Origin of the sequence: Variovorax sp. PvP013 (assembly GCF_050435945.1) — a bacterium.
GTDB lineage: Bacteria > Pseudomonadota > Gammaproteobacteria > Burkholderiales > Burkholderiaceae_C > Variovorax.
The window spans coordinates 202,396-214,167 of the sequence record NZ_JBNDLF010000005.1; the positions used below are offsets into that span (position 1 = coordinate 202,396).

The window sequence follows — 11,772 nt, forward strand, 5'->3', positions numbered from 1 at the left end:
GAGTGCTTCACGCGCTGGGCGATGGCGCATTCCAGCGGCGACGGCCTGAGCAGCGAACGACCCCAAGCCACGCAGCTGCGAAACGATCCTTTGACCAAACGGCGATATTGATACATAAAATTCCAAATCCTGACAATTGAAACAACTTAGTTTCAATAATTCACGTTTTATGTCAGTCGAGGCGCCGTTTTACGGTGATTCCTCGTCGTCCGGTTCAGGTCGCGTCGATCACCGCGCCTACGGCACGGCTCAGTGTCTGGATGTCGAACGGCTTGCGCAGCACCGTCGCACCTGAGACGCCATCGAGCGCGAGCGTGTCGGCATAGCCGCTGACGAAGACGATCGGCAGTCCGGGGTGCCGAGCCTGGGCGATGCGTGCCACTTCGGCCCCGTTCAGACCGGGCATGAGGAAATCGATGACGGCGAGCGACGGCGCGAAGTCGTCGATGCGCTGAAGACCCGATTCGCCGTCCGCGGCTTCGCTCACGAGGTAGCCTTCGTCGCGCAGTCCCTGGACGATCACCTCGCGCACGCCGGCGTCGTCGTCGATGACCACGATACGTCGCTGCACGGTGTCCGGCTGGGTGTCCGGGATCGCGCGTTCGCCGGTCGGTCGTTCCGCCAGGGGAGCGCTCGACGGAAAGCGCATGTCGATGGTGGTGCCGACACCCACCTCGCTGTGGATCGCGAACTCGCCGCCGCACTGCGTGACGAAACCGTAGACCTGCGCCAGTCCCAGCCCCGTGCCCTTGCCCTTCTCCTTGGTGGTGAAGAAGGGCTCCGCTGCCCGCGCCAACACCTCGGGCGTCATGCCGCAGCCGTGGTCCGACACCCGCACGCGCACGCAGGAGGCGCCGGTCGTGTTCATCTGCGCGCGCTCGCAGCGGATGCCGATAACGCCGCCGTCGGGCATGGCGTCCTTCGAGTTCAGGGCCAGATTGAGCAGCGACAGCTCGAGCTGGTCGGCGTCGCACAGCGCCCATGCGTCGGCGGCGTCGAGCTGCAGGCGCAACGTGACCGCCGGCCCGAGCGAATGGCCGATCAGGTCGCGCGCGCTGAGGAGGACCGACTCCATCGCGGTCGGCCGGATCGACAGCTTCTGGCTGCGCGAGAACGCCAGCAGCTGCTGCGTGACCTTGGCCCCCTTGGCGACCGCGTTCGAGAGATTGAGGAGGTACTTCGACAGCGGATCGTCCGACGGCATCTTGCGCTTGAGCAACTGCACGTTGCCGCTGATCGTCATGAGCAGGTTGTTGAAGTCGTGCGCGATGCCACCCGTGAGATGGCCCACGGCCTCCATGCGCTGGGCGCGGTACATCGCCGCCTCGGCCCGGGCGCGCTCGGCGCTCTCCGCCTGGAGCTGGCCGAACTGGTCGACCAGCTGCTGCTGCGCCTGCCCCATGACGGCGTTCATGGCCTCGATCCTCGACTTGCGCTCGTCGTCCAGCGCGATCTGGCCACGGCCGTCCCGGAGCACCAGCAGCGCCATCGGGATGATGGTGATGACGACGAACAGCGCCATGGCCGTGTCGACATCCAGCCGGTCCAGGTAGACCACCTGCACCAGCACCCAGCCGACGACCGGCGGCACCAGCATGAAACCCAGCTGGCGCCGCGCCGCGCCGCCGGCCGCGTAGGAGGACGCCACCACCGCCGACCAGCCCAGGTCGGGCCGCAGCACCAGGGACGCGATCGCCAGCACGAAGATCGCGATGGCCGTCTGCAACGCCATGCTGCTGAACATCACCAGGGCGGAGAACTCGTGCATGCCGTAGGCATGACCGAGCAGCGCCATGGTGGAGAGGACCACGCCGACGCCGGCGCTCAGGTCGGCGACGACCGAACGCCGGCTGAACAGGATGGAGATGGCGATACCCAGCAGCGAGAGGGCCGTCGTGCGCGACGTCGACACCGCCGCGCCGGACAGGCGGAACACGTGCTGCGCGAGATAGGCGCTCAAGCGGTCGGTCCCGGCCGTGGCATGGCTCGCCAGCACCAGCACGGTCAGCACCGCGACGGCGATCGCGAGCGAGGCGGCGGTCCGGCGACGGCCGGTGCTGCTCGCGAGCAGCGACACGGCCAGACCGACCACGCCCAGGGTGGTGGCGATCGACATGGCCGGATGCTCCGGTCGCAAGGCGATCAAGCCGGGAATGTCGAGGACGTAGCCCGTGAGGGCCAGCACGCCGATGACCAGTGCGATGCCCGAAAAGGCATGGACGAATTTCATAGACGCGAACGACCGACCTGGAAGAAATTAATACGAATTACTGAATTAGATTGACGAGTCGATGGATCGACCATCCCGCCGCCTCCGAATGGAACTCATGGTATCTGCGGAATTGGATGATTCACGCGCTTTCGAGTGGTCCATCACTCTCAATTTGCACACGAAAATTCTTGCTCTAGTACTTAAGAGTTCTTTATCGGAACGTGGCAATCCATGTGCCCGATGCGGGATCGTGCGGGGGGCGATCCACATCGGTCGGGCGGCGCGATCCGGCGATCGCGCCGTCGCCATTCAGCGCTGCCAGTCGAAGACCAGACGGGCGCGGGCGCGGGTCGCGGCGACGAGGCGGGCATTGGGCTCGTCGGTCCCGGCCACCCAGTCGACGGCGTCCTGCCGGCTGCGGCCGAAGCGCTCGTGACGTCGCGTCAGCCGATCGGTGCGCAGCGCGTCGTCGATGTCGACGTACCAGACGTCGTCGAGCAAGGGCGCGACGCCCTCCCAGCCGCCCCGGTCCAGAAGCAGGTAGTTGCCTTCGGTGATGACCAGCCGGGTCTCCGGAAGCACGGCGATGGCGCCGGCGACGGGCTCCTCGATCTCGCGCCGGAATTCGGGCGCGTAGACGATGTCCCGCGGCGCCGCGTCGCGCAGACGTGCCAGCAGCGCGACGTAGCCGGCGCTGTCGAAGGTGTCCGGGGCGCCCTTGCGGCCGGCGCGTCCCAGGCGCCGCAGCTCGACGTCGGCGAGGTGGAAGCCGTCCATGGGCACGACCTGCGAAATGCCGGGGAAGGCCTGCCGCAACGCCTCGGCGAGGGTCGACTTGCCCGCGCCCGGCGCGCCCACCAGGCCGAGCAGCTTGCGCCCTCCGCCCTGCAGGAGGTCGCGCACGCGCGCGAGATAGGCCGGCGGAACGGCGGGAGGATGGGATGGCACGGGAGCGTTCATGGGTCGGGTCCGGGACTGATGCGGCTGCCGATTCTCCAATGTGCCGCTTACTCCTTCGCCGCGGGTCGCGCTCCCCTGCCGGCCCAGCCGGACCTAACGCGCCCCGGCTTCCTCCGGCCAATAGAGGCGCGACGGGTTGTCCACCAGCAGCCGATGCTGCAGGTCGGCCGTCGGTGCGATGTGCGGGATGAAATCCACCAGCAGGCCGTCGTCGGGCATGTGGTCCTTCAGGTTCGGATGCGGCCAGTCGGTGCCCCACAGCACGCGGTCGGGGAACAGTTCGACCAGGCGGCGGGCGAAGGGCACGACGTCGCGGTAGGCGGACCGTTCGCCGTCGAGCGCCGCCGGGCCGGCGACCGACAGGCGCTCGGGACAGCTGACCTTGGTCCACACGTTGGCGTGCTCCCGCATGAACTTCAGGAACAGCGCGAATTCGGGGCCGTCCACCGGCTGGCCGACGTCGGGCCGCCCCATGTGGTCGACCACCACGATCGTCGGCAGGCGGGTGAAGAAGTCCCACAGCTCGGGCAGGTCGACGGCCTCGAAGTAGATCACCACGTGCCAGCCCAGGGCGTGGATGCGGGTGGCGATCTCCATCAGCTCGTCGCGCGGCGTGAAGTCGACCAGCCGCCGGACGAAGTTGAAGCGCACGCCGCGCACGCCGGCCTCGTGCAGGGCCCGCAGCTCGGCGTCGCTCACGTCGCGCCGCACGGTGGCCACGCCGCGCGCCCGGCCCTGCGAATTCACGAGCGCATCGACCAGCGCGCGGTTGTCGGCGCCGTGGCAGGTGGCCTGCACGATCACGTTGCGCGCGAAGCCCAGGTGGTCGCGCAGGGCGAACAGCTGGTCCTTGGAGGCGTCGCAGGGCGTGTACTTGCGCTCCGGGGCATAGGGGAATTCGTCGCCCGGGCCGAAGACGTGGCAATGGGCGTCGACGCTGCCGGGCGGCGGGCGGAAGCTCGGCGTCGACGGATCGGCGTGCCAGTCGAGCCAGCCGGGGGATTTCTTGAAATCGGTCATGGGATGCTGCACCGGCGGCGACCACCGGCTCCGTGGATCAGGGAGGAAGGACGTTGGCGACGACGGTGTTGCTGCCTGGCCGTCACTGCTTGGCGATGCCGGCCCGGGCGATGACGTCGCCCCAACGGGTGGTCTCGCTCGCCAGCAGCTCGCGGGCCTTCTGCGGCGTGCTGGACGCCGGCGCCACGTACAGCGCGCGCAGCTTCTTCAGCACCTCCGCATCGGCCAGCGCCGCCGCGACGGCGCGCTGCAGCCGATCGATCACCGCGCCCGGCGTGCGCGCCGGCGCGGCCAGCGCGTTCCACGACGTCGCCACGTAGCCGGCGACGCCGCTCTCGGCGACCGTCGGCACGTCGGGCAGCGTCGGCAGGCGCCGGTCGCCGGTCACGGCTAGCACGCGCAGCGCGCCCGACGTCACCTGCGCCATCACCGGCGCCAGGATCTCCACGGCGGCGTCGATCTGGCCGCCGCGCAGGGCCGTGAGCACCGCCGGCGAGCCGTTGAAGGGCACCACCTGCACGTCGACCTTGCCCTGGATCTTCAGCAGCTCGGCCGCCAGGTGCTGCGTGCTGCCGACGTTGATGCTGCCGATGTTGAGCCGGCCGGGATTGGCGCGCGCGAAGGCGAGCAGGTCGGCGGCGTTGCGGAACGGGCCGTCGGTGCGCGAGAGCAGGCCGAGGTCGAAAGTGCCCAGGGTCGAGATAGGCGCGAAGTCGCGCAGCGCGTCGAAGGGCAGCGTCTTGAAGAGGTTGGCGCTGACCGCCGTGGCGTTGGACATCAACAGCAGGGTGTGACCGTCCGCCGGGGCCTTGGCCACCAGGTCGGACGCCACCACGCCGCCCGCGCCGGGCCGGTTGTCGACGATCACGGCCTGGCCGAGCGACTGGCCCAGGTGCTGCGCCACCACGCGCGCCGTCAGGTCGGCCACGCCGCCGGCGCCGAAGGGCACGACGATGCGGATGGGCTGGGTCGGCCAGGCGGGCGCCTGGGCCGGCGAGGGCAGGCTCAGGCCGGTGGCGGCCGCGCCGATGCCGGCGAGCATCAGGCGTCGGCGTGTTCTCGAAATCATGTGTCGTCTCCTGCGGATCGTGTGGAACTGCCCGCACTGTCCGTCGAGCCGACCCGGCGAGCAACGTCGCCGACCGTCTGGCTGTTATGCCGCAATGCAATGGCACCGGCGCGGAGGCGCCGGGCGCGGGGGCTCAGGAGGGGTGGCGCCGCAGGTGGTCCATGGCTTCGTCGTGCGTCTCGAAGACGTGCGCCGCGGTGGGCCGGCTGGCCAGCGCGGCGCCCAGCTTCAGTCGCATGAAGGCGCTGGTGGTGTAGCGCGTGGCGGTGCCGTAGTAGGCCGCGTGGAGTTCCTCGACCATGGCGAAGTACGCGTCGGCGAGCGACTCCTCGATGCGCAGGCCGTCGTAGTTGGCCACCAGCGCCACGCGGCGCCCGATGCGCTCGCAGCACGTCCTGAACACCCGGCGGACGCTGTCGATGTCGGCCACGGTGCGGATGGCGTAACCCTGGAAGTTGACGAACAGGATGTTGCGCGCGGCGTCGTAGCTCAGCCGGTCGGCCAGCTGCAGGTCGAGCAGGGCGCCCGCCAGCCCCATGGTGCCGGGGCGGTAGAGGCGCGCGTCCATGCGCCGGACCTCGCCGATGAGCGGGCGGAACGCCATGTGCGGCAGGATGTCGCGCTCGATCTCGATGCCCGGCGCGATCTCCACCAGCTGCAGGCCGCCGGGCCGCAGCGAGAACACGCAGCGCTCGGTCACGTAGTGCACCGACCGGCCCTCCCCCACGGCGTGCGGCCCGCTGAAGGTGATCTGCTCGACGGCATCGACGAACTTCGGCGAGCGCCCCTCGGCGACGATGCGCAGCGCGCCGTCCTCGATGGCCACCTTCAGCCCGCCTGCCGTGAACGTGCCGGCGAAGACCAGCCGGCGCGCGTTCTGGCTGATGTTGATGAAGCCGCCCGCCCCGGCCAGCCGCGCGCCGAAGCGGCTGACGTTGACGTTGCCGGCCCGGTCGGTCTGGGCCATGCCCAGACAGGCGAGATCGAGCCCGCCACCGTCGTAGAAGTCGAACTGCTGGTTCTGGTGCAGCAGGGCGTGGGTGTTGACCGCGGCGCCGAAATCCATCCCGCCCTGGGGCAGGCCGCCGATGATGCCGGGCTCGGTGGTCAGGGTCAGGTGGTCGAGCACGCCCTCCTCGGCCGCCACCGCCGCCAGCACCTCGGGCATGCCGATGCCCAGGTTGATCACGCCGCCCAGCGGCAGTTCGAAGGCGCAGCGCCGCGCGATCAGCTTGCGCTCGTCGAGCGGCGGCGCCGGGATCCGGTCGACCGGCACCCGCAGCGCGCCGGAGAAGGCGGCGTTGTAGGCCGTGCCGTAGGTCTGGGTGTGGAGTTCCGGCGGCGCGACGACGACGCAGTCGACCAGCACGCCCGGCACCACCACGCGGCGCGCGTCGAGCGTGCCGGGCGCGGCGATGCGCTCGACCTGCGCGATCACCAGGCCGTTGGCGTTGCGCGCCGCCATCGCGGCGGCCTGGACGTCGAGCGTCAGGGCCTCGCGCTCCATGGTCAGGTTGCCCGACGGGTCGGCGGTGGTGGCGCGGATCAGCGCCACGTCGACCGGGAACACCTTGTAGAAGAGCCACTCCTCGCCGTCGATCTCCATCACCCGCACGAGCGGCTCGCGCGTGCGCTCGTTGATGCGCCCGCCGTCCTGGCGCGGATCGACGAAGGTGCCCAGGCCGACCTTGCTCAGCGTGCCGGCGCGGTGCGCGGCCACGTCCCGGTACAGGTGCGAGATCACGCCCAGCGGCAGGTTGTAGGCCTCGATCAGGTTGTCGGTCGCGAGCCGCGCGAGCTGCGGCACCAGCGCCCAGTGGCCGCCGATCGCGCGCCGGATCAGTCCCTCGTGCGCCAGCCGGTTGATGCCGCGCGACTTGCCGTCGCCCGGCGCCGCCGCGAAGATCAGCGTCAGGTCGCGCGGGCCCTGCGTTTCCAGGAAGCGCCGCTCCAGCGCGGCGATCAGCGCCTCGGGCGTGCCGATGCCCACGAAGCCCGAGCAGCTGACCGCGTCGCCGTCGGCGATCAGCGCGATCGCCTGGTCGGCCGTGACGACCTTGTCCCTGACCGCGGACGCGATCATTCGAACACCACCACCTGCCGGATCGCGCGGCCCTCGTGCAGCAGGTCGAAGCCGTGGTTGATCTCGTCGAGGCGCAGGCGGCCGGTGAGCAGCCGGTCGACCGGCAGGCGACCCTGCCGGTAGAGGCTGATGTAGCGCGGCACGTCGCGCGAGGGCACGCAGGTGCCGATGTAGCTGCCCTTGAGGGTGCGCTCCTCGGCCACCAGGCTGACGGCGGCCAGCGGCAGGGTCGCGGTCGACGGCGGCAGGCCGGCCGTCACGGTGGTGCCGCCGCGGCGCGTGATGCGGTAGGTCAGGTCGAGCGCGCGGATCGAGCCGGCGAACTCGAAGGCGAACTCGACGCCGCCGCCGCTGAGCGCCCGGATCTGCTCCATCGCGTCGGGCAGGCCCGCGTTGACGGTGTGCGTGGCGCCCAGTTCGCGCGCCTGCGCCAGCTTGTCGTCGGCCAGGTCGACGGCGACGATCTGCCGCGCGCCGGCGGCGTACGCCCCCAGCAGGGCCGCGAGGCCGACACCGCCCAGCCCAACGATGGCGACCGACGCCCCGACCGGTACCTTCGCCGTGTTGACCACCGCGCCCACGCCCGTGAGCACGGCGCAGCCGAACAGCGCGGCCTCGTCCAGCGGCACCTCCGGATCGATCTTCACCAGCGAGTGGCGCGACACCGTGGCGTACTCGGCGAAGACCGAACAGCCCAGGTGATGGTTGAGCGGGGCGCCGACGTGCGAGATGCGCCGCGCGCCCGACAGCAGCGTGCCGGCGCCGTTGGCGGCGGCGCCCGGTTCGCACAGCGCCGGGCGGCCCTCGGCGCAGGGCGCGCACAGGCCGCAGCTGGGCACGAACACGACGACGACGTGGTCGCCGACCGCCAGGTCCGACACGCCCGCGCCCAGCTCCCGGACGACGCCGGCGGCCTCGTGGCCCAGCGCCATGGGCATCGGGCGCGGCCGGTCGCCGTTGATCACCGACAGGTCGGAATGGCACAGCCCGGCCGCGACGACCTGGATCAGCACTTCGCCGGGGCCGGGCGGCGCCAGGTCGACCTCCTCGATGGTCAGCGGACGCGAGACGGCATAGGGCGGCGTGGCGCCCATCCGGTTGAGAACGGCGGCTCGGATCTTCATGCGGAGGCTCCCGTGGTTTCGGCGACGCGATGGCGCAGTTCGTCGACCAGCACCCGGGTGTTCTCCGAGTAGTCGACCGGCACCGCGATGAGCTGCACGCCGCCTTCGGCGAACGCCGCCTCCAGCGCGACCGCGAGGCCCTCGGCGTGCTCGACCCGGCGGCCGCGGGCGCCGTAGGCGTCGGCGTACTTGACGAAGTCGGGGTTGCCGAAGGTCATGCCCCAGTCGTCGAACCGGTCGACCGACTGCTTCCAGCGGATCATTCCGTAGGCGTCGTCCTGGACGATCAGCACCACCAGGTTCAGCCGCAGCCGCACCGCCGTTTCCAGCTCCTGCGAATTCATCATGAAGCCGCCGTCGCCGCACACGGCCAGCACCCGGCGCTGCGGGTGCAGGAGCGCGGCCATCATGGCCGAGGGCAGTCCCGCGCCCATGGTGGCCAGGGCGTTGTCCAGCAGCAACGCATTGGCCGTGCGCGTGGGGTAACAGCGCGCGAACCAGATCTTGTACATGCCGTTGTCCAGCGCCACGATGCCGTCGTCGGGCATCACGCGGCGCACGTCGTGGACGATGCGCTGCGGCGTGAGCGGAAAGCGCGATTCCTTGGCGCGGTCCATGGTGCGTTCCAGGATGCCCTGGCGCTGCGGCAGCAACGCCGCGGCGTTGGGCAGCCGGCCGGCGACGCGCTCGGCCAGCAGCATCAGGCTCGGCCCGACGTCGCCCACGACCTCCGCATGCGGGAAGTACACCTCCTCGACGGCGGCCGGCGAGTAGGCGACGTGGATCACCAGCGGTCCGCCCGGGCCCATGATGAAGGGCGGCTTCTCGATGGTGTCGTGGCCGATCGCCAGGATCAGGTCGGCGCGGTCGATGGCCTCGTGGACGTAGTCGCGCTCGGTCAGGGCCGCCGTGCCCATCCACAGGCCGCGCGTGCCTTCGGCGATGCCGCCGCCGGCCACCGTTCCCTTGCCCATCTGGGTGTTGAAGAAAGGGATGCCCATGCGCCGCACGAAATCCGCCAGCTGGCCTTCCAGGCGCGGGCGGTTGGTGGCGGCGCCGCACATGATCAGCGGGCGCTCGGCGCGCAGCAGCATCTGCGCCGCGCGCTCGATGGCCGCGCCGTGGGCCACCGGCAGGTCGATCGGGTGGATCGGGATCACCCCCAGGGTGTCGGGCACCTCCTCGGCGGCCACGTCCTCGGGCAGTTCCAGATGCACCGGTCCCGGGCGCTCCTCGGCGGCGACGCGGAAGGCCTCGCGCACCACGGTCGGGATGCTGGCGGCGCTCACGATCTGCCGCGACGCCTTGGTCAGCGGCTTCATCGTGGCGACGATGTCGACGATCTGGAAACGCGCCTGGCGCGCCGTCATGATGGCCTTCTGGCCCGTGATCAGGACCATCGGCATGGCGCCCAGGTGGGCGTAGGCGGCGCCGGTGACGAGGTTCAGCGCCCCCGGCCCGAGCGTGGCCAGGCAGACGCCGGGCCGGCCGGTCAGGCGACCGTGGGTGGCCGCCATGAAGGCGGCCGACTGCTCGTGGCGCGTCAGGATCAGCTCGATCGACGAGCGACGCAGGGATTCGACCAGGTCGAGGTTTTCTTCTCCTGGAACGCCGAAGATGCGCGTGACGCCTTCGTTTTCCAGTGCTTTGACAAAAATGTCGGAAGCCTTCATGGCGTGTGTCCTCACAGGGTTCGTGTCGGACCGGGCGAACGTGCGCGGCCCGGCCATTCTGGCCTGCCGCCGCCATTTGGTGCACCGAATGTCCAAATTTGTAGTTCGAAAGCTTGATATCGACGGATGGCCGACCCGCCCGGCCAAGGAAAAACATGTGAAGTTCGGTAAAGATGCGGCTGCGCGCCGTGCCGCCCGGACCCGTCGCGACAATGCCTCATCACACCCGGGGCCCGCTCACGCCCACCCGCCGCACACCGCCAACCGCCAACCCGCGATGCCCATGCCTCATTCCGTCCGATCCGCGTTGCCGCGTCCGTTTCCCCGCGGCGCCCGATCCGCCGTCGCCGCCTGCCTGGTCGCCGCGCTCGCCGCGACGGGCTGCTCGCGCAGCGACAGCGGCAAGGCCGCCGCCGCGCCGGCGCCCCGGGAGGTCGGCGTGATCACCCTGAAGCCGGAGCGCCTGTCGTTCAACACCGAGCTCTCCGGCCGCACGGTGGCGCCGGTCATCGCCGAGATCCGGCCGCAGGTGGGCGGCATCGTCCAGAAGCGGCTGTTCAACGAGGGCTCCCTGGTCAAGGCCGGCCAGGCGCTCTACCAGCTCGACCCGGCGCCCTTCCAGGCAAGCTACGCCAGCGCCCAGGCCAACGTGCGCAAGGCCGAATCGACGGCGGCGACGGCGCGCACCGTGGCCCAGCGCAACCGCGAGCTGGTGAAGATCGACGCCATCAGCCAGCAGGTCAACGAATCGACCCTGGCCGCCGCCCAGCAGGCCGAGGCCGACGTCGCGGTGGCGCGCGCGGCCGAGCAGACCGCGCGCATCAACCTGGGCTACACGCGCATCAACTCGCCCATCACCGGCTGGGTCGAGCTCTCCACCGTCACGCCCGGCGCGCTGGTCACGGCCAACCAGACGACCGCGCTGACCACCGTGCAGCAGCTCGACCCGGTGTACGTGCACGTCACGCAGTCCAGCGCCGAGCTGCTGCGCCTGAAGCGCGACCTCGCCGACGGCCGGCTGCAGCGTGGCGACGCGGACGACGCGCCGATCCGCCTGCTGCTGGAGGACGGCTCGACCTACCCGCACCCCGGCCGCCTGACCTTCGCCGGCGTCACGGTCGACGCCGGCACCGGCAGCGTCACCCTGCGCGCGGTGGTGCCCAATCCCGATCGCCTGCTCATGCCCGGCATGTACGTGCGCGCGGTGCTGCAGGAAGGCGTGAACGAGGCGGCGCTGCTGGTGCCGCAGCAGGCCGTCACGCGCGCCCCCGACGGCAGCGCCTCGACGCTGGTGGTCGGCGCCGACGACAAGGTAGCGCGTCGCCCGATCAAGGTCGGCCGCGCGGTGGGCAACCGCTGGCAGCTGCTCGACGGCCTGGCCGCCGGCGACCGCGTGCTGGTCGAAGGCTCGCAACGCGCCCGGGTGGGCGACACGGTCAAGGCCTCGGAAGTCGCCGGCGCACCGGGCGCACCGGGCGCGGCGACGCCGGCCGCACCGGCCGCCTCGGGCGCGAAGTCGCCCGGCGCGGCGGGCCCCGGCCCGGTGGCCAGCGCCGCACCGGCGACGGCTCCGGCGGCCGCGCTGCCCGCCACCGCCGCCGCCCGACCCGTGACGGCCCTGCGCTGAAGGA

At 71.0% G+C, this 11,772-nt stretch carries 8 protein-coding genes; 1 reads left to right on the forward strand and 7 read right to left on the reverse strand.

All coding sequences use genetic code 11. From position 1 onward, the window contains the following. Positions 1 to 214: 214 nt before the first annotated feature. The 7 genes from ABID77_RS15825 to ABID77_RS15855 all read right to left on the reverse strand — a co-directional run bounded on the left by ABID77_RS15825 (position 215) and on the right by ABID77_RS15855 (position 10,141). On the reverse strand, positions 215 to 2,230 hold the full coding sequence (locus tag ABID77_RS15825; RefSeq protein ID WP_429597827.1) for an ATP-binding protein: 2,016 nt from the start codon (positions 2,228 to 2,230) through the stop codon (positions 215 to 217). 291 nt (positions 2,231 to 2,521) lie between these two features. Continuing rightward, positions 2,522 to 3,172 (reverse strand): nucleoside/nucleotide kinase family protein, encoded by a 651-nt coding sequence (locus ABID77_RS15830; RefSeq protein WP_429597829.1) that lies wholly within the window; start codon positions 3,170 to 3,172, stop codon positions 2,522 to 2,524. 93 nt (positions 3,173 to 3,265) lie between these two features. After that, positions 3,266 to 4,192 carry an amidohydrolase family protein gene (locus ABID77_RS15835; RefSeq protein ID WP_429597831.1) on the reverse strand — a complete coding sequence of 309 codons (927 nt, stop codon included), beginning with the start codon at positions 4,190 to 4,192 and terminating at the stop codon, positions 3,266 to 3,268. Positions 4,193 to 4,274: 82 nt separating this feature from the next. Further along, positions 4,275 to 5,261 carry a Bug family tripartite tricarboxylate transporter substrate binding protein gene (locus ABID77_RS15840; RefSeq protein WP_429597833.1) on the reverse strand — a complete coding sequence of 329 codons (987 nt, stop codon included), beginning with the start codon at positions 5,259 to 5,261 and terminating at the stop codon, positions 4,275 to 4,277. Between the two features lie 133 nt (positions 5,262 to 5,394). Next, positions 5,395 to 7,344, reverse strand: coding sequence for an acyl CoA:acetate/3-ketoacid CoA transferase (locus tag ABID77_RS15845; RefSeq protein WP_429597835.1), 1,950 nt, complete (start codon positions 7,342 to 7,344; stop codon positions 5,395 to 5,397). Further along, on the reverse strand, positions 7,341 to 8,468 hold the full coding sequence (locus tag ABID77_RS15850) for a zinc-dependent alcohol dehydrogenase family protein (RefSeq protein WP_429597837.1): 1,128 nt from the start codon (positions 8,466 to 8,468) through the stop codon (positions 7,341 to 7,343). The genes ABID77_RS15845 and ABID77_RS15850 overlap by 4 nt, the downstream gene beginning before the upstream one ends. After that, complete coding sequence (locus tag ABID77_RS15855; protein WP_429597839.1) at positions 8,465 to 10,141, reverse strand: acetolactate synthase large subunit; 1,677 nt, start codon at positions 10,139 to 10,141, stop codon at positions 8,465 to 8,467. The genes ABID77_RS15850 and ABID77_RS15855 overlap by 4 nt, the downstream gene beginning before the upstream one ends. A 283-nt stretch (positions 10,142 to 10,424) precedes the next feature. Here ABID77_RS15855 and ABID77_RS15860 point away from each other — a divergent pair, with 283 nt between their 5' ends. Beyond that, positions 10,425 to 11,768, forward strand: coding sequence for an efflux RND transporter periplasmic adaptor subunit (locus ABID77_RS15860; RefSeq protein ID WP_429597841.1), 1,344 nt, complete (start codon positions 10,425 to 10,427; stop codon positions 11,766 to 11,768). Positions 11,769 to 11,772 lie beyond the last annotated feature (4 nt).